Annotated in this window: 1 protein-coding gene (cut by both window edges); it reads right to left on the bottom strand. The window is 72.9% G+C overall.

On the bottom strand, window positions 1–21,033 hold part of the coding region annotated (locus ABD978_RS07210; protein WP_345350341.1) for a protein-glutamine glutaminase family protein (this coding region is incomplete at its 3' end). The annotated region is longer than the window, extending 10,659 nt past the left edge and 19,987 nt past the right edge; 21,033 of 51,679 annotated nt are visible.

Genomic DNA, 21,033 nt, shown 5'->3' with positions numbered 1-21,033 from the left:
GCGGCAGCTCGGGGTCGCGCAGCGCCTGCTCGACCCGGGCGCGATCCACCGGGCCGCCGGTGTACCCGAGGGTGCGGAGGATGGCGTTGACCTCGATGATGTGGAAGTCCGACACCTCGGTCCGCTGCCGCAGGCTCCGGTAGGGCGAAGGCGGCTGAACGTCGTCGGCGGTGCGGGGCCGGGAGACGACGAGCGTGTGCCGGCCGTTGTCGAGCGGCGCCAGTCCCACCCGGGAACGCGTCTCGCGCGGGGCGGCCGAGCCGGCCAGGAGGACGCGGTACCTGGTGGCGCCCGCCGGGTCCGTGACCACCGCCACGGCCCCCATGCGGGACGGGCCGACGAACCAGACCCACGTCCCGGGCGGCAGGTCGTCCGGGATCCGGTCGACCTCCTCGGCCAGCCGGTCGGGGCGTTCCTCGATCGCCCGTACGACGTCTTCCTCCCACGTCCGGTCGCCGGCCTCCGCCAGGAACCGGACCGCCGCGCCCAGCCCGGTGCGGGCGACGTCCTGAACGGTCACGGGCCGGGCCGGCGTGCCGTGGTTGAGCCAGAAGACCGGGATGAAATCCGCCAGCGGGCCCAGCGGCGTCCAGCCCTCCACCTCCGCGTCGGACGGTCCGATCCCGTGGTGGCCCTGCTCGTTCCGGTAGAGGTACGCGTCGTCCGGCACGTCCCCGCGCCGCGCGGTGTCCAGGCTGACGATGGGCGGCCGGGGAGTGTCCGTCAGCGCGGCGATGCTCGCGCTCCGGTCGACGAGCCGGTTCTCGAACGCCAGCAGTGCCCGGTCGAGCGTGGGCCGTGAATGAGCCTCCGTCCGCCGCGCGACCTGCCCGGCCAGGCCGGAGCTCAGGTGGTCCGTGACGGAGGCGAGCGCGAGGTCGCGCACCGAGGTGAACGACCTGACCTGTGACCGTGGCCCGTCCAGCCCGGCGGGCGGGCCGAGCAGCAGGCCGTTCCGGTCGAGGTCGAGGGAGTACAGCCGCCCGGCGTTCTCCGGGGGCCGCACCGGGAGTCCGGACACGGCCTCGAACCACCGGATCTCGCCCTGGTCGGCGACCACGGTGAACCGCCCGGCGGTGCCGTCCGCGTGGGTGGTGACGGCCAGGGAGACCGCGCCGTCCCCGGCCGCCGACAGCGTGTCGTGCAGCCCCTGGATCGCCTGCTCGATCGACGGCGCCTGCCACCGCCGGTACGCCAGGTTCACCCGTCGCCCGTCCAGGGCGGACTCCGACGCGGTGAGGCGGTCCATGGCCTCCTGTACGGCGTCCGCCGTCCAGCGCGCCGCGTCGCCGGCCCCGGCGTCCCGCCCGGCGACGCGGAGGGCGGCGAGGACCTCCTCCGTCTCTTGGAGCCCGTGACGCGCGTCCTCCAGGAGCGGCGTCAGGTAGGCCGTCGACTCCTCGTGCCGCTCCAGCAGCTCCCGCTGCTCGGCCTGCCGTGCCTCCAGATCCGAGATCCGGGTCCGCAGCCCGTCCAGCGCGGACCGGTCCGGGGACAGGTCCAGGATCAGCCGCGTCTGCTGCGTGTAGAGGTCGTCCAGGGCACGCTCGAGGTCGTCGAACACCCGCTGGGCCCGGGCCGTCTCCCCGGCCGCCGCGGCGTGCTCCGCCTCGGTCCGGGCGACGATCCCCCGCCACGCGGCGGCGGCCCGCACGGTCCGGCCGAACAGACCGGGCAGCTCCGGGTGGGCCGCGCCCATTCGATCGAGGCGCTCGGCGATCTCGGCCAGCACCGCCTGCTCGAAGGTCCGCTGGTGCGCCCAGGAGGTGCGGTACAGCCGGGCGAGGTCGATCGGGTCGAGCCCGTGGTCGGCGGCGGCCTGCCGGGTCTCGTCGGTCCAGAGCCCGGCGTTCGACGCGTCGTCGGCGGTCAGTCTGAGGTCGTCGAACGTGGTGGGGTCGAAGGCGTACAGCCGGCCGCTGGGGTCGGCCCAGTGGCTGCGCACGGTGCCGTCCGGCTGCGTGACGTCCAGCCGGACGTGCGTGGCCAGCTCCCGCGCGACATCGCGGGCCAGGTGGACCGGGTCGAGCGAGAGCAGCGCGGCCTCCGGCGGCAGCGCGGCGGGCGCGCCGGAGGGGTTGTCCGGGCGGAGGGCGTGGGCCCGGTTGACCTCGTTGATGATCGCGGTGATCTCGTCGTCGAGGGAGCCGGTCAGGCCGTCGAACAGGCGGGCGTCCGTCCTGGCGCTCCGCTGCTCGTAGACCTCGGGGACGGCCGGCGCCGGCGTGTACGGGTCCGCCGCGCGCGCGGCGGTCAGGTCGTCGCGGATCGTCCGCGCGGCCCAGTCGAGGATCGCGCGGTAGTGCAGGACCCGCGTGTTCGCGCCGTGGATCAGCACGACCGGGCCGCGGGCACCGCCCTGTTCCCGGAGGTGGCCCACCAGGGCCTGGTGGGCCTGGGAGGCGGTGTACTTCGGCCGCGGCCCGGGCTGCGGGTGGGTCGGGTCCGGGCGGTGCACGGCCGCGTCGGCGAGCAGCGGGGCCAGGTCGAAGCGGGGCGCGGTGTTCAGGCGGGCCCAGGCGTTCGGGTCGACCCGGTCGCGCAGCGCCTGCCGGGCCTGCCGCTCGTTCGCGGCCAGCTCCGCGCGCAGCTCCTCGTACTGCGCCTCGAACATCTCCACGTACACGTCGCCGGTGACCGGGTCGCTGCGGACCGGCGCGCCGACCGGCTTGGGCTTGTTCGGCGTGAGGAGGTGGTGGCGCATCTTCTGCGCCTCCAGCCAGAACTGGCCGCGCAGGCGCACCAGCAGCTTCGAGCCGTACTCCTTGGCGTCCTGCTCGCGCCGGTAGTTCTCGCTGCCGGCGCTGTTCTGGTTGGCGGACGTGACGCGGCTGCCGCCGTGGTTCAGCGCCCACGAGTCGTCCGGACGGTGCGGCGGCGCCTCGGTGCCGGGCGGCGGAGCGGGCTGCGGGTTGATCGTGTCGGTGCCGCCGAGGCCGTAGTCGCCGGTGCCGCGCGTCAGGTCGCTGCTGTTGTTCGCGGTGGTCCCGCTCTGGTGCTTGATGTAACGGCCGACGCCGCTGCCGTCGACCATCCGCATGACGACCTGCGCGTCGAACAGCTCCCCCTGCAGCGACATCGCCGCGCGCAGGTCGGAGTCGCCCGCCCGGAACAGGTCGGGCGGCAGCCGGTACTTGCCGCCACCGGTGGCCTCGAGCACGTGGTTGACCAGGTGCGACCGCGACAGCAGGAACGGCAGCGACTGGAACGACCGTACGCCGGGATCGCCGGCCTCGGCGCCGAGCGCCTTCTCGTACCAGCGCGGCCCCAGCAGGCCGTCCAGCAGCTTCCGGGCGGCGGGCAGCAGGCCGTCCGCCGTCATGCCGACGACGGCCAGGTTGCGGTTCAGCTTCGGCAGCGGGAGGAGGTTGCGCACCTGCTCCGGGCCGTGCAGCGTGCCCGCCTCGGCGAGGGCGTGCGGCAACTGGAAGTCCAGCGTGCCGTCCACGGTGGTCCGGGCGGTCGCGCTGTGGTGCGTCCAGCGGTCCAGTCCACCGAGGAGAAGGTTGTCCAGGGGACGGCCGGCCATGTCGAGCCGGTCGACCTCCACGATCAGCCGCTGACGGAGCCGTACGCCGTAGTGGTTCGCCCAGTCGTAGTCGGTCATCTCGCTGACCGCGTTCTCCGCGCGGGTCGTGCCGCGGTGGTGCCCTTCGGCCATCTTGATGTCGGCCGAGCCGCTGGCGTTGGTGCCGCCGGCGCTGAACTTGGGCAGGACGAGGGCCTGCGACCCGTCCCTGGACCTGGACTGGGCGGTGCCGACGTAGCCGTGCGAGTAGACCGCGAGGCCGGTGTTCCACCGGTAGTCGTACACCTCCGGCTCGGAGATGCGCTCGGCCCTCAGCCGCACCCGGACGACGTCGGTCAGCACCGGGCCGACGGGGTTGACCAGGTAGAAGGTGAAGCCGTTCTGGGAGGGCAGCTCCTCCCAGAGCATCTGGTCGCGTCCCTCCGCCAGGATCGCCTGCAGCAGGTCCACGCCGCCCTGCATGCGACCGATCCGGCGGCCCTTCCCGTCCCAGAGGATCGGGTCGGCCCCCAGCAGGCCCGGCGCCGTCCGGTCGATCTGCTGCCGGACGATCTGCTCCGTCGTCCGGCCGTCGTCGTGGGTCCAGCGGTGGACACCGTGGTGGCCGAGGAAGAAGCCGCCCGGATCCGTCCTGGTGAGGTATTCCGGCAGCGTCATCCGGTCGAACGGAAGGCGCGGGTGCGACAGCTTCTGGCGGAACGTCGCGTTGAACCGGTCGCGGATCTCCAGGGAGGTGATCGGCACCGCGCCGACCGTGTGCAGGCCGGCCAGGATGCCGACGAGCGGCGCGCGGTTCACCGGCAGGCCGGTGGGCGGCTCGGGGACCTCGGCGTGCCAGCGCATCAGGAGGCGCGCCACCACGTCGCCGCTGAGCCGCAGATCGCCGTCGAGCCAGCCCCTCAGCACCTCGCCGAGCCGCTGGTCGGTGAGCGGCGCGCGGTCCTCGGCGTACGCGACGACGTCCTCCGGCATGTCGGGCGCGGTGAACGGGTCGTGCGGGGCGCCGAGCGACCGCTCGAAGGCGGTGTTGAACCGGTCCCGGACCCGCTCGTCCAGGATCGGGGCCGCGCCGATCTCATGCAGCCGGACGAGCGTGCGGACCAGCTTGTCGCGCCGTACCCTCGCGTCCTTCGGGAGGGTGGGCGCCTCGCGGTGCCAGCGCATCAGGATCTTCGCCGCGAGGTCCCCGCTGAGCTTCAGCCTGCCGATGTGCCAGCGGAGCATGGCGTCCCTGAGCTGGCGGTCGGAGATCGGCAGGTGACCGTCGGCGTACTGCGTCAGGGCCTCCGGCTCGGGCAGCGCGAACTCCACCAGGCGGGGCCCCACGGTCTCGCTGTGGTGCTTGCTGCCGCTGGGCAGCAGTTTGGAGTGCTTCTCCAGGCGGCTCCGCACGTCGAAGTCCACCGTGCTCCGGAAGAAGTACACCCGGTTGAAATCGAGCTGCAGGAGCTCCTTGCCGCCAGTGCGGCCGCTGGCGCGCGAGCGGTTGAACTGCCAGTGCCGGTTGAGGTCCGTCTCCCCGGTCAGGTGGGCGGGCCCCGCGTCTCCGCCGGCCGCGAGGTCGACTTGCTCCAACGTCCAGCCGTGGGAGCTCGTGCCGGTGGCCTTGCCCTCCATCAGCTGCAGCTTGATGATGCCGGTGACCGCCTTGTGCGCGCTGGCGCCCGCGAAGCTGGTGGGTCCCAGCCGGCCGCGGATGTCGATCGCGCCGAGCCGGTCGCGGGTCAGGCGGGACTCGAAGGCGTTCTCGGTGGTGTACTGACCGCCCAGGATCTCCTTGAAGTACGACCGCATGGAGTCCGTGCCGGCGAAGGTGTCCCGCAGCGAGGACGCCGTTCCCGCCGGGTCGGTCAGGTGGCCGAGCCCCTGGACGGCGTCGCGGACGCCCGTGGTGTCGAGGAAGGTCACGACGCCCTGCTCCAGCACGCGCGCCGGCGTCGGACCGCTCGACGTGGGGCCGCCCTCCTCGGTCACCGGCAGCGTGAACACCCGGGCGGTCTCCCCCGGAAGCGTGATCGGCGGCGGGTTGCGCCGGCCCGCGAGGACCCGGCCCTGCTTACCCGAGTGCTGGAGCTCGAAGCCGATCTCCAGGTCCCGCGTCACCTCGAACTCGTGGGTGGGCCCGTCGAACTCCATGAGCTGAGGAAGGTTGGTGAGGACGCTCATCGCGTCGCTCGCGCCGGCGCTCCGCTGGTACTCCAGGCCCATGACGGCGCCCTTGAGCACCTGGTAGAGGCCCCGCACCTTGAAACCCAGCGCGATCCTGCGCGAATGGGAGACGGACATGCCGGCGCTGCTCATGCCCATCACCAGGTTGACGATGCGGTAGTCCTCCGAGGTGCCGAGGTACCGCGGCGCCGAGCCGGTCCCCCGCGCCTTGATGGTGATCTTCATGGAGTCGACGTCCCAGTCGACTCCCATGCCGCCACGCCGCTTCTTCAGCGTGAAGGTCATGCCGTCCTGGTGGACCTGGTCGAAGTGGGTGCTCAGGCCGCGGTCGGAGGCGAACTTCTCGATCTGCCGGCGGATGTCGGCCAGGCTGTCGAGCTTGTTGCCGTGCCCGAACAGGGAGTAGTCCGCGAACGGGTGGTCGTCCCGGGCGGGCAGGAACCCGTGCGCGCGGGCCACCGTCTTGATCGCGTTCCGCACCCGCTGGACGGTGCCCTCGGACCAGAAGGGCAGGCCCGTCCCGATGCCCTTGGCCTGTGCGAGCCACGGCGGCGGCGCCGGGTGATCGGCGGGGTCCGCCGGCATCGCACGCTTGCCGCGACGGCGGATGTCGTCCTCGGCGTACGGCCGGGTGCCGCCCGTCTGCGCCCCCTTCAGCGCCTCCGCGTCCACCGGCAGACCGTGCTCGTACGCCATCGGCTCCGGCACCCGGACCAGCGCGTTCCCGTCGATCGGGCGGGTCGTCCCCGGCTGTGCGCTGCCGCGGACGCTGACGGTGACCCGGTGCCGGAACGACATCCGGTACGCGCTGGTGTGGCCGACGTAGCGCGGCACCACGACGTAGAGGCCGACCTTGCCCGCCGAGATCGAGTCCGTGTTCGACGACGTGTAGGACAGGTTGACGGACACGCCCATGCCGACGTCGGTGTTGTGGAACGGCTGCAGGCCGAAGTCGACGCTCGGGAGCGTCAGGGTGCTGCTGTTCGTGAGGCCGTGACCGCCGCTGGAGCCGGAGATGAGGGTCCGCACGTTCTCGACGGCGGACTCTTTGCTGGTGGCGCCGACCCGAGCGGCGCCGGCCAGCAGCTCGGAGCGGACCGACACCGTGGCCACCGGCCGGCCGTGCTCGTTGTGCAGGTCGAACTGGTACCCGCCGTCGGCGTTGTTGACGGCCGCGTCCAGATGCATGTTGAGGTTCCACAGCTTCTGGAGCAGTTCCTTGCGCAGTTGGCCGCCCACCGGCAGGTCCAGCCCGCGCTGCCGCAGCTCCGCCACCGTCGCGTCGAACACCTCGGGGAGGTGCGACACGCCGGAGGCGAAGAAGAAGGCCGGCAGCCTCCCGGTCTTCACCGCGGCGCCGGTCGCGGTGACCTGGGCCGGCGCGGTCGCGAGGTAGCTGTCGGGAACCCAAACGAGCAGCTTCTCGTCGGTCGGGTCGTCGATCCGGTGCACCGGAACGGTGTCCCAGCCCCGGGCCTTCCCGACGCGGACCTGGAACGACCACTGCCCGGTGTAGGCGAGGAGCGTGTGGCCGCCGTCGGCGACCTCGACGTGACCGCCCTCGGCGTCGGCGATGTGGGTGGTCGACCGGTTGGACTGGTTGGCGGTGCCGGACAGTGAGACGCCGACCCTGACGACCTGGAGCGCGAAGGGGGTCGCGCCGATGCCGAAGGACAGCGAGATCGCCCCACGGGTCGCGCCGGTCTGCCCGGACACGCTCTGGGTGTGCGCGCCGGTCGCGAAGACCGAGTTCACCGTGCCACCGGCCGTATGCTCGCCCTCGACCGGCGGCAGGTTCGACACCTTCCGCGTCGAGCCGGCCGGGTTCTCCACCTTCTGCGGGTCGGTCGCGTCGAGCCTGACCAGCACCTCGGCGTCGCCCATCGGCACCTGCAGGCCCCCGAGCAGGTGCGGGAAGTTGGCCAGCAGCCGCTGTGGGAGCAGGTCGACGTCCTCTTGCGTGTAACGCGCTCCGGCCCGGTCCAGCTCCCGCCGGATGCGGGCGACGACCTCCAGGATCTGCGGGAGGTCCTCGCGCGGAATACCGGCCCGGACGACCATCGGGTCCACGGTGACCGGGGTCATCGCCGCCGACTGCGCCGGTGCCGGCGGCTCCGGCGGCTCCGTCGACGCGGGCGGTCCCGGAGGCGCGGGCGGCGCCTCGCCCTCGGCGTCCGGGGGGAACGGCAGCGGATCCGGTTCGACGACGGACTCCGTCTCGTGCCCGCTTCCGACCGAGGTGAGCGGCTCTGGGGTGATCTCATGCTCACCTTCGACCGAGGTGAGCAGCCCCGGGGTGACCGGCAGGCCCTCCCGGTCTCCCGGGATGAACATCCGGAACCACGCCTCCCGGCGGGGCTCCTCCGTCCCGGTGTCTCCGGAGGGACGCGAGACCAGGTCGCCGGTCCGCCGGTCGAACACCGCCTCGTGCGGAGTGGCGACCACCGGCCCGTTCAGCGCCCGCGACACGGGCTCGGCGAGGCTCGCGCCGTTGTCCATGACCAGGAGCGGGTGCAGGCCGGGTGCCAGCCGCTCGACGGCCTTCGCCATCGCGTAGGCCTTGAGCTCCTGCTCGCGGGCCGTGGCCAGGCCGTCCTGCGCTTCGCCGACGACCAGCACCATCCCCTCAGGCACGACCTCGCTCAGCCGGGAGAGCGTCTCGACGTCCCGTGGCAGGGCGGACCTGCCCTGGCCGGGCAGCCACAGCGCCACCGTTCGGTCGCCGGCCCTGCCCCACTGGGTCTTCGCGACCGTCTCGGCCGCCGTCTCCTCGCGCAGCACGAGGTCGCGTGCGAGGTCCTCCGCCGCCGTGCGGCCGGACCGGGCGATCTCGGCGGCGATCAGCTCCCGCCAGTCCCGCGGCGCCCGTTCGAGGGCCGACCCGCTGAGCGCCGCCCGGACGATGGCGGCGGTCTCCTGCCGGAGCTGCGCGCGCCGGACGTCGGACAGCAGGCCGAGCGTCGCTCGGGCCCGGCCCAGGTCGAACCGGGCGGTACCGGTCAGCTCGTCGAGGACGCGGGTGTCCGGGAGGCGCGGCAGGCCGAGGATGTCGGCCGCCAGGTCGGCGGCGGCCCGGTGACCGGCCCAGGCGATCTCCGCCTCCGTCACCAGCAGGACCCGCTGAAGGCCCCGCGCCGCCGCGCTCTCGTCGTCCAGGGTGATGCCGGTGAGCTGCCGGATGATGAGGCGGGCCTCGTGGCGAATCCGCGGGTAGTCCGCCTCCTCGTTGTCCCGCAGCAGGTCGATCGTGGTCCGGGCGACGTTCTCCCGGGCCCCGTCGATGAGGACCCGCGGCACGAGGGGCTCGTCGAGGTCGTGCATCAGGCTGCGCGCGAGGGCCTCACCGGCCGCCGCGCCCGACCGGGCGATCTCGGCCGCCACCAGCAGGCCCGCCTGGTCGACCCGCGAGGCCTCGCCACCGGGGTCCCGCACCGAGGGGATCCGGCCGCTCAGGTCGCCCACGAACGTCGCGGCCTGCCCCATGACCTCGGCACGGCGCCGCTCCGGCAGCCCGGCCAGGACCTGCCGCGCGCGGCCGAGCGGAGTCGAGGGCACGGTCTCTCCCGCGTTGACCGCCCTCCGGACGCGCTCGCGATGCGAGGCGGTGAGGTCGCGGGCGAGTCGCTCCCCGGCATCCGGGCCCGACCGGGCGATCTCGGCCGCGACGCGCAGCCCGGCCCAGTGCTCCCACCGCACCCGGCCCCCGGGGTCCTGGAGCGAGGGGACCCGGCCGCTCAGGTCGCCCACGAGCATCGACGCCTGGCCCATGACCTCGGCACGCCGTTCCTCCGGCAGCCCGGCCAGCACCTCCCGCGCCCGGCCGAGCGCGGTGGTGGGCACGGGCGGGGCGACGGACTCGGGAGGCGCCGGGGTGGTCTCGGTTTCCCGGCCCGAGTCCGGGGTGGACGCGGGAGGGGCGACCGTCTCCTCGGGCGTGGGAGGCGTGAGCGTCTCCTCGGGCGCGGGAGGCGTGAGCGTCTCCTCGGGCGTGGGAGGCGTGAGCGTCTCCTCGAGCGCGGTCCTCTCGGCCGGCGGGACGGTGGCCGGCGGTTCGACCTCGCCCCCGGTCTGCTCGGTCGCCGGAACGGTGACCGAGGTCTCGGGCTCGTCGATGGTCTCGTGAGGCGCGGGTGGGCGCTCGGCGGCGTCCGCCTCCGTGCTCGTCTCCGGCACGGACGTCGGCCGCGTCGGCTCTTCGAGCATCGTGACGGTGCCGTCGCCGGAGCGCGCCTCCAGCAGCCCGCCGGTGCCGCCTGCCGACGGCGCGCGGCCGCCGCCCTCGGTCCGCGTGTCGGTGACCTGTCCCAGAGTGACGATTCTGGCCTTGGAGAACAGCGCGGAGGGCTGGACCTTCGCGGGCCCGCGTTCCGCCCGCAGCCGCTGGGACTCGGCGCGGATGTCGTTGTCCAGGCCCGGAATGCCCGCGCCCCTGCCGTCCCCCTCGCCGAGCACGTGGCCGGGGCCCGCGAACGGATCCCTCGACGGCCGGGGCGGCTCGGCGATCACCGGGTCGGTGAAGGTCCTGCTCAGGCCTGCGAGGTGAGCGTCCGCGTCGTTCCCGCCGAGTCTCCGGCCGGGCGAGGAGAACGAGCCGGTCTCAGGTGCCTGCTCGCGCGAGTACAGGTCGGCGAACGTCATCGCGTTGCCCGCCCCGTAACCCCTCCGGGTCGCGGACACCGGACGCGTGGTCCTGCCGGCGGACACCGGGCGTATGGTCCTGCCGGACGACTCGCTCTCGTGGACCGACACGACCTCGCCGGACGGCTCCTCCTCGCGGGCCGGGACGCCGTCGCGGGCCGGCACGACCTCGCCGGTGCGCAGCCGGTATCCCGGGGCCGCCAGCGGGTTGCCCGGTCGGTCCGGCGGCGGGGCCTCGTGGGGGGCGGTGAGCGTGTCCCTGTGCGCGGCCGCCCACGCCGCACGGGCGCCCCTTTCGAACCCGCGAATCCCCGTGCCGTCGCCGGTGCCCAGCTCACCGCGGAAGAACCGGTACCGGCCGGTCGGGTCGGTCCAGCTCAGCAGCGTCCCCCGGCCGGTCTCGGCGGGGATGGGAAGCGACGCGAGACCATCCTCGTCGAAGGGGATGTGGGGTGGTGTGAGATGACCGTCGACCGATCCCTCGGAGCCCGAGGGAATCCCGGACGGCGGCCCGTACGTCCCTACGCCGCCGGGTGCACCGCCGGCCGTGTTGAAGTAGGGCGCGTCCGGATACTCCGACGCCGGCACGTCCCAGGTCAGCGTCTCCTGCGCGGGGAACTCCTCCGTACGGCCGTCGGGATGGACGACCCGCCACGCGCTGGGCCGGCCGTCGGCCTGCGGCGCGAGGTGGAAGTGCCCCGACGCCGTCACCGCGACGCCGTGGGTCACCCGGTGCATGACCATGCCGGTCTCGTGGGCCGTCGAGTCGAGGTCGTCCCGGCCCGTCCGCACGGGAGTGCAGACCAGGACCACGTTGTCGGTGTACCCCAGGCTCGCGAGCCGCCGCGCCGCCCCCTTGATGAGGTCCCCGCGCCACGCCAGGTCGACGCCGTGGCCCGCGGTGAACGCCGTCCGTGCCGGGTTCGTGAGCGGCGGGGTGAACCGCGCTCCCTGCAGCCGTCCCTCCGACCAGCGCCAGACGATGCCGGTCATGTCGCGCAGCCCGCCATAGAACGACGCGCGGAGGGACCAGTCGAACGACGGGAAGAGGTGCAACCCGACGAGTTCCCCGTCGGAGTCCGTGATGCGCTGCCACGGTTCCTCGCCCGTTGCGGCGGTGAAGATCCGCCTGCGCGAGGTCGGCGTCCAGGACGCCCGCGTCGTGAGGTCCCGCTCGTCGGCGCCTTCGGCCGGGGCGGGAGCCGGTGCGTCGTACGTCAGCAGGTGCGGCGGTGTCAGGTCGGCGAGCAGCTCCCGGTCGTCGGTGCGCTCGCGCGGGCCGAACTCCTCGTCGGTCCAGGCGTACTGGTCCGCCGCCTCACCGGACAGCACCTTCCTGGGCACCGCGGAGCGGGAGTCACCGCCGAGGCCCGCCCAGCGCCAGGCCCGCAGCACGTCGAACAGCGGCTGCGACGTGGCCGTGCCCCAGGAGATCACCGCCTGGAGGAACAACCGCTGGTGATCCGGCTCGAAGCCGAGCCGCCGGTAGACGCGGAGCAGCCACTCGGTCTGGTCGGGCGGCAGGAGATGCACCTGGTAGCCGCGGACGTCGCGCATCTCGGTGCGCCACTCGTCGCTGCGCTGCTCCCGGGCGTGCGGGACGTCCTTCCACAGTTCGGTCAGGGCCGCGTGGTGGTAGTGGACCGCCTCGTAGATCCCGGTCATGACGTCCTGGAGCGTCCACTCCGAGTCCTCGCCGAGCAGCCGCTCCAGCTCGGCCCCCTTGGCCACGCGGAAGCCGCGGGCGGCAGCGTCGGCTCCCATGCGGCGGGCGAGCGTGACGTACAGGCGGCGGCCGGCGTCGCGGACGGCGTTGAGCACCTCCAGGTCCGCCCCCAGGACCCGCCCGAGGGCGCGCTCGTACACGGTGCGCGCCGAGGCCCAGGAGGGAGAGTCGTAGACATGCCCGAACCTGACCGGCGATTCGGGGAGGTTGTCGGTGTCCTCCGGGCGCGTCAGATCCGCCGGGATGTCCTCGGCGGTCGCGGGCCGGGCCTGCGGCGCGCTCATCCACCGCGGCCAGTCCGGCGGCGGAGACGGCACCGGCGCGGGCTCTTCCACCGCCGTCTCGGACGGCACGGTCAGCTCGCCGGCGTTCGCGGACAGGGAAGTACGGGCGAGCGCGTCGGCGAGTTCGTCCACCGACGGCTCCCGGCCGTCCTCCTCCGGCGGGAAGAGCCTGCGCGTCAGGTCGTCGTACCGCTCGCCGAGCACGCCGCGGAGCGATCGGTCGAGGTCGGCGTAGCGCGCGAGCGTACCGCGACGCGGGCTGGCGCCCCCGAGCTCGGTCTCCAGCCGGAGTGCCGCCTCCTCTGCCGGTGTACCCGCGCTCCGCAGCTCCTCCAGGACGCGCCCCGCGTGCCGGGCGTACCGGAGTTCCCGCATCGCCACGGCGTGCTGGACCAGAGTCCCGGCCTGCTCTCGCAGGCTCACGTCGGCATGTGCCAGATTCCCCCCGCCGGAGTACAGGGGATGCGCCTCGGCGTGCACCTCCGTGACCGTCGCGATGGCCCGGCCCGTCGGGTTCGGCACCCCGTCGGAGAACCACCAGGACGCCGGGGCCTTGTCGAACTCCTCCCCCAGTGCCGCCTGAACGTCGTCCAGGCCACCGGTCAGGAAGAGGTTGCGCGGGTTATCGGGATCGACGCCGATGGCGGTGAGCCACTCGCCGGCGGTCAGCGGCCCGCGATCGAGCGCCGTGTCGAGGACCATCCACTCCGGACGGCCCGCCACGTCGTGCGCCCACACCACCACGGCGATGTGATACGCCCAGGGGATCCGCACCGGGCCGAGGTGACCCGGCCGGTCGCCGGAGCGCAGCCCCAGTGCCCCGTACCCGGCCTCCGCCTGGGTGACCATGATCTTGCCGACGGGCGCGCCCCACTGGAGGAGTCGCAGCGCGGCCAGATGAGCACGCAGGTAGCAGCCGTCGGCGACGTGGTCGTTCGGCACTCGGACGGCGCCGAGTTCGGAGTGCTGGAAGGTCAGCTCGGTCAGCAGGTCGTACCATCGCGCGACCTGCTCGTACGCCACCGGGTCCGGCCGGGTCTCGGCGAACAGGTTGTCGGCGGCGGCCAGCGGCCAGACCTCGTTCCAGCGGTGCCAGGGGGCGTCGCCGTGCTCCCGCTCCCAAAGATCGTTCAGGTGCCGGTCGATGGACGCGCCGTAGCGGGCCTGGTAGGCCTCCTGCACCGCCCATGCCTGCGGCAGGTCCTCGCCGAGGAGGCGCAGCAGGGCGAACGCACCCTCCGCGTCCTCGTGCTCCACCAGCACCGTGTGCAGGTTCTCGGCGAAGGCCTGGACCTGCGGCAGCGCGGCCGGCGACGTCTTCGGAGCGACCGCGATCGGGCCGGGCGGCGGAGCCCCGAGAGTGAACTCCGAGACCAGGCCGAGCATTCGGAGGACGTCCTCGACCAGTTCCTCCGGCGCGCGTCCCTCCGCCACCGCGTCGTCCATCGCCTCGGCCAGTGAGGTCCCGCCGGTCCGCTCCTGGAACGCGACGTCCAGGGAGTCGGCCGTCCGGTCGTCCCCGAGCGAGCGGCGCAGGCGAAGTTGCTCCAGGACCGCGGAGCGGTCGACCGGGTCGCCGGCCAGCAGCGAGGCGAGGCGGCCGGCGTAGTACTCCTCGGACGGGCCGGTCGCGGGCGGGGTGGACGCCGTGTCGTCCGGCCGGACCACCACCTCGTACGTCTCCGTGCCCGCGACGGTGGCCGCGGCGCCGCTGTCCTCAGTGGTCACCACCATGGCGAAGTGCGGCGCACCGGACGCGTCCAGCGGGTGGTCGCCCAGCACCGCCGTCGCGTCCAGCGGGTGGTCGCGCAGCACCGCCGTCGCGTCGACCACCGACTCGATGATCTCCAGGTACCGCGCCGGCATCTCCTGGGACGGGTCGAACGGCCCTCCCGCCATGAGCCCGTCGCTCTTGACCGCCGAACGCGTCTCCACCCGCCGGGTTCCGTCGGGACCGACCACCGTGAAGGTCGAGGCACGCCGGAACACCGACGTCGGATCGACGTGCTCATCCGGCAACCCCGCCGGACGCCACGCCTCGGCCGCCAACTCGACCAGAGAGTCCCGCAGACCCCAATGCCGGGCATCGGGACGGTCCAGGCCCAGGTCCGGAGCGTCCTTCGTGCGCCCCGGCCGCACCTGGACGGCCTCCGGATGATCCGGATCGACGACCAGCTTCACCGCCATGAACAGCTGGTCCTTCGATCCTGGAAGCTCATAGCCCCGGTTCACGTAGGCGTCGAACACGCGATTCAGCGACTGCTGAAGGGCGTCGACGTCGTGCGCGACCACCCCCGGCATCGGCTTCACCGGCAGCACCACGACGTGGTTGCGAACCCACGTGCCGTTCGCCGCCTGGATGCGCTGCACGTTCAGCCGGACCAGGTTCTCCCGCCCCGGATCGTTCGCCGCTCTGGTCGGGGAGAAGTGGATCCCCGGGTCGAACCGCCGCGTCGCGACCTTCACGACCGGCGCGTCGAGCCGCCGGTCGAGCCAGTCTTCGGGACTCGCCGTTCTTTCGACCTTCGCCCCCGGCTCCTTCACCGGGACCGGCACACCGTCACGAGGATCGTCGTCGAACCGCGCCACCGACCACGCCGGTGGCGCGGATTCGATGGTCGGGCGGGGGCTCATGAGGCCCCAGAGCTCCTCGACCGTGGTCTTCTGCAGGTACCCCGGGGAGCCGGCCGTCCCACGACCGGGCGCCCCTTCGGGATGGGTCCAGTGACTCAGGACCTCCAGGCGCCCCGCGGCGTCACGCGTTCCGAGCGCGAGCGCCACGTGACTCAGGTCGTCGAAGAACACGAGATGCCCGGCGGGGATCGTGGACGTCGACAACCCGGTCCGAGGATCGACCTCGTGCCGCGTGGGGTTCCCGGCGAGCATTGAGCGCTTCAGCGTGGCGAGGTAGGTCATCCTCCCCTCCCACCACGCCCTCGCGGGCGGCGCCTCGGCCTGCCGCAGCCATGCCCGGACCATCTCCGTCGCCGCTCGGGCGGCGTCCCGGTGGATCCCGGTCAGCCAGTTCCGGTCGACCGCACCGGACCAGTAGGCGGTGAACAGGAACGCCTGCCAGCAGTTCAGCCTGCTCTGCGACGAGGGCGTGGGAGCCTCACCGCGAAGCCACTGATTGAACTCGTTGGTGCCGTATGGCGTCGCCGTGTTGAGCTTGAAGAGGCCGTCCACATCGGAGTGCGTCCATTCGTGGAAGCCGATGGATCCCAGCGCGGCCCGCGCCACCCGGTGCGTCCACTGCAGCACCGTGGCCGGATCGAACGCGTAGACGTCGGCCGCCGCGACGCTGGAAGCCGGCCGAAGGCCCGGCGCCATGCTCCGGACGGTCTCGGCCGGAGGGGTGACCCGGTGCCGCACGGCCGTGGCCGTCTCCAGGCCGACGCCCTCCTCGTCGGCCCAGCGGACGCGCTTGGCGACGCCGGGCGTCTCCACCGCCGGACTCTCGGCCCGGTCGATGTCCCTGGACGGGGTCTCCTGGGACAGGGCGTCTCCGGCGGGTGGGAGAGCGGGTTCGTCGGTCAGGTCCGCGAGCAGCTCCGCATCCCGGGTGCGGGCACGCGGGGTGAACTCCGTCTCGATCCAGGCGCGCAGCTCCGACGCCCCACCGGCCAGGACCTCATCCGGCACGGCGTACCCCAGGTCAGCGGCCGGCCCCGCCGACCGCCAGGCCTCCAGCGTGTCGAAGAACGGCTGCGACATCTCGATCCCCCAGGACATCACCGCCTGAAGGAACAACCGACCCTCATCCGCCCCGAACCCGAGCCTCCCGTAGATCCGCAGCATCCACTCGGTCTGGTCGGGCGACAGGAAGCGGACCTCGTGCCCGCGGTCGCGCACCTCGTCGAGCCAGGCCTGATCACGCGGGCCCCGGGCCCGAGGACCCTCGCCCCACAACTCGGCCAGCGCCTCATGGTGTCGGTGCACCGCTTCATTGATCGCGGTCATCACCTCACCGAGACTCGCCTGCGGGTCGCCGTCGAGCAGCTCGTTGAGCCTCTCCGCCGGGGATCCGGTCGCCGCGTCCTCCGGTCTCGGCAGGAGGTCGAGGACCTCGAACAGGCGGCGGGCGACCCCGCGAACCGCGCGAATCACCTCCGGGTCCGTCGCGAACACCCGTCCCACCGCGCGCTGGTACGCGCCGTGCGCCGGAGCGGACGCGTCCTGCGGGGGCGCGAGCGACTCGTCGGCCGGCCTCGGCAGGTCACCGGAACCGCGCTCCGGCAACGGGATGTGCACCGCCTCGCCGTCCTCGCCCCCGACCGGCCTCAGGTACAGGCCCGCCGCTCCTCTGACGAGCGTGTACGGCTCCGCCTCGAACCCGTCCTCGCCCAGGACGCCACGCAGCTCGGCGACGTTCTGCACCCGGCCGATCCAGCCACTGTCCCCCCGCAGCAACGCGCCCGTCGGAACGTGGAAGAAGTCGGCGCCCTCCGCGCCGAGCCGCACCCATCCTTCCGGGGACAGCACCATCTCGTCGGAGAGCCTGATCGACCCCGTACTGCTGACCTCATAGCCGAACGACCCGGAACTGGACTCCAGCCCCCGCGAATGGAACGACCAGCGATCAACCGCCTTACCCGCCCCCGTCAGGGGAGCCGGCACCTCATCGGCGGATACGACCGTCAGCTCACCCGCGCGCGGCCCCGAGACGAGCACCTCCCGGCCGAGCGGCGAACCCGGGCCGGGTCCGGTGTCCGGCGCCCCACCGCGAAGACCCGGCCCGCCGCCGAGGCGCAGCACGTCCAGAGCCGGCGCGATCCTCCGGTGGAAGAACGCGCGGATCACGTTGCCCTGGTACCAGCGGCGCGTCAGGGGCGTGCCCGCCATCCGCCGATCGGTCGCCCCCGGGTTCGGGCCGAAGAGGTGGGGCAGCCTGGTCTCCAGGCCGTCGACCAGCCGGTGGCCGCCGGCCGGGTCCTCCTCGAGCGGGAGCATGCCGTGCAGGCCGCTGGGCGCGTGCACCCGGATGACGCCGCGGGGACCGGACAGGAAGACGTCGACGTCGAACTCGTAATGGCGGTACCTGCGGGTGGCCTCCTTGTTCCGCTCCTCGGTCGTGCCGAGTTCGCCCGACTGTTCCGCCGAGTGCTCCCGGCCGTACTCGCCACCGCCGAGGCCGAGCATCTTCGCCGACCCGACCTCGCCGCCGCTCTCGACACCGAACTTCAGCCGCCAGCCGCTGGACTCCTCGTGCTTCTCCTTGCCCGCCTCGCTCTCCTGGGTGTAGATCCGCCCCTTGAACGGCGTCCCGTCGACGGGCCCGATGACCCTCGCCCGGGTGATCTCCGCCCCGACGATGGTGTGCCGCCCGAAGACCGGCACCTCGTAGGCGTTCCGCAGGACCTCCTTGCTGGAGGGTCGGATCATGCCCTGCCCGGTGAAGCGCTGGTAGCGCAGGCCCGCGAGCGTCGTGAAGTCGAGACCGGGAACCTCCCAGGCGCCGGGAGCCCGCAGGTCCTTCGGCCGCCCGTACGGTGAGGCGGCGGGCGCGGCCCACCGCTCGACGGCGGCGGCGAACGGGACTCCCCACGGATGCAGGTTCTCGATGAGGGCGTTCACCGCGTCGGCGTCCAGTCCGTGCCAGGGCCCCTGCTCGACCCACTGCGGGTCGGTTCCCAGGACGGGGGCGAGAGCCTCCGCCGGCGCCTCCAGCACGGCGATGTGGTTCGGGACGAGCAGCCGTACGTCGCCCTTGAGACCGTTCGGCCCTGGTTCGTCCACGTGGTGCCAGATGAACGGCCGGTGGCCGTACCAGAGGTCGCCCAGCTCACGCGTGTGCGTCAGGCGGCCGAGGCCGGTGACCGCCGCGCGGGCGCCGCGTACCGGAACGTTCAGGATCTCCGGCGGCTCGGAGTTGAGGCCCATCTCGAGCCGGAACGACAGCGGATGCCGGTACTCCTGCGATCCCTCGCGGGTGCCGGCGCGGTAGATGTCGAGCCTCTTGCGGGTCTCCTCGGAGCCGTGCCCGGACGTACTCCCGTAGGCGCCGCCGAACTCCGGCCCGGCGTGGCCCTGGCCATGGCCTTCCCGGCCGACCCGGGCGCGCACGTCGAAGCCGGTCTCCCACCCGAAGGAGGAACCCTCGGCGTCCGTGAACTCCGTCTGCCCCTCGTTGCGGAGGGTGAGCTTGACCTCCGGCCGATCCAGCTGTTCCGTGGCGACGCCGGGCCGGGCGGTGACGCGCACCCAAAGGTAGCGGGTGGCGCCGAACGCCAGCGGGAGGGGAACCCAGCGGATCACGCCCGACCCGGTCAGCTCGCCGTTGTACTGGGTGCGCAACCCGTCCGATGAGTACGCCGTTTCGAGGACGCGCCACAGCAGGTTCGGCCGTTCCTCGTCGTCGAAGAACTCGCGTAGGAGGCCGCGGTCCCGCAGCAGCTCCCGGATCCGGTCGAGTACGTCCTCGGCGTTCAGCGTCTCCGGGTAGGACATCCCCTTCAGCAGCGCCGGCGGCACGAAGCTCGTCGGCGGCCGCGGAACCGGCGGTGTCACTCCCGGCGCGGTCAGCCCGAGGTCGAAGATCCGGCGCTCGGGGACCACCAGGTCCATCGCGTCCTTCACCCGGAGGTAGCGGGTCGCCATCGTCCGGTGCGACCTGCCCCTCCAGCGGAAGAGGGTGACCTCGAACACCGGGTCCATGCGGTAGGTGTGCGCCCTACCGCCGTACGTGGCCCGGCTGATGTCGATCGGGCCGCGTGCCTCGCCCTTCTCGTACTTGCGCTCCCACTCCACCGCGCCGTGGCCGGTGGCCTGGATTCGGCCGCCGAGCGGATGGTCATGCTCCGCGGACGAGCCGTTCATGCCCGGCACATCACCGAAGTCGCCCTCTTCGGGACTCAGGGAGTGCGGGGGTTCGGCCTCCGCGCCCAGCCGGAACTGCGGTCCGGCGCTGAACATCAGGCCGCCGCTCCACTTGTGCTCGCCGGCGGTCTTGTGGAGGGCGGCTCCCTGCTCGTACTGCTCGATCTCCGTGCCGTCGTCGGCGTTCACGTGGCGTGGCCGGTAGCCGCGCAGGCGGATGCGCAACGCCTGCTTCATCCCGTCCTCGCCTCGCGGCAGGCCGACGATGCGGCCCGACTCCCCGGCGAGAGCGGGGAAGAAGGCGGCGAGCTGGTCCGGCCTGAACGCGGTCCCGATGTCGATCAGCCAGTCGGGCTCGACGGTGAGCCAGGCGTCGGACAGGCCGTTCGCCTTCGCGTACATCCTGGCCGCGACAAGGGGCAGCTGCGGCATGGCGAAGAAGGACGGGTACAGCCCGGACGTCCCGCCGGACCAGAATTCGGCCTTCGGCTCCCGTGGCCAGAACCGGACCGGGATCGTTCGCCCGGCCGTCCGGATCTGCTCCAGCGTCAGCGGTATGGCGGGCCGATGCTCGTGCGGCACCACGACGCGCGCGGTGACATCGTTCCGCTGGTCGATCCACCAGGGCTCGGCACGGTGCCCGACCGGCCGCACCGACAGCTCGTAGATGACGTTGTAGTTGTGCTCGTCGACGTTCTTGGTGGTCTCGGTACGGCGATAGGACTTGGCGCCTCCGGAGAAGTCCCTCTTCAGGGTGTAGGCGTATCCGCCGCGCAGACCGCCGGCTCCGAGCACGAGTCGCAACCACTCGGACACCTTGATCCGCGCGCCCGCACCGGCCGCGATCTTCAGCGCGATCTCGGTCTTGCGATGCCCGGCCGCCGAGGCCGCCATCAGCGCCCGGCCGTTGACGGTCATCTTGTAGACGCCGTCCCGGTTCAGCCGTTCCATCAGGTACGCCTTGGCGCTGAGCACGTACTCCCGCCCGCCGAGCGTCACCGTGTGCTCGATGCCGGCCATCAGGGCGCCCAGGTCGGACTCCAGCGCCGGCCGGCTGAACCAGGTGGCCATCTCCAGGTCGACGTTCGACCAGTCCGGCCTCCGCCTTCGTTGCCGTTCCGACAGTGCGTCGTGGTGCCGCTGGGCGAGGACCGCGCGCAACTGGTCGTGGACCAGTTCGGAGCCGGGCAGGGTGACGCCCATCCCGAGACCGACGCCCTTGCGCGCCGCGAGCGCCAGCGGCTCGAGGTGACGGGGATCGACCTTCATCCGGCGGCCGAGCCGCTGGGGGCGCACGTACGCGGACTGAGGTGGCAGGCCGCTCTCCGGTGGCCGCAGCACGCTGACGTTCGGCCGGCTCGTCGCGGTCGCGTCCCGGCCGGCGCCGTCGTGCGTCACCGGCGGGGTGTGGGTTTCGTCCTGCGGGGGTTGCGGACGCAGTTCCGGCGTCCGTGTGGAACCGGTCAGCCTCTCCTCGAAGTCGGCGGCGTCCCGCTGCGCGACGCCGATCTCCGACTCGACCACGGTGTCGACCGGATCGATGTCATGAGTGGTCGACCGGATCTCCACCGTCAGCTCGAGGCCGGTCCGGTACCTGGACTGCGGGCCCGTCGTGTTCAGGACGGTGTGACCGAGGGCCTGCTCGGTGGTGCCGTACCCGGTACCGCGGGAGAACTCGACGGTGACCGTGGGCCCGTGCACGAAGCCCGTTCCGGTCGGATCGTGTCCCGCGGCGGTCAGTCCGGCGGTGCTGAGGTCGTAGCCGATGAGCGCCTTGCTCTCGGCGAGCCGTCCCGGCTTGCTCGACAGGCTCGCGCCGGTGTCGAATCGTACGGAGACGTCGCTGTCTCCGACGTACTGGACGCCGTCGA

The organism is Actinoallomurus liliacearum, from assembly GCF_039542035.1.
In the GTDB taxonomy this organism is placed as follows: Bacteria; Actinomycetota; Actinomycetes; order Streptosporangiales; family Streptosporangiaceae; genus Actinoallomurus; species Actinoallomurus liliacearum.
Note: the sequence above shows the minus strand (reverse complement) of the source record. Positions and strands in the feature narration are given on the sequence as shown.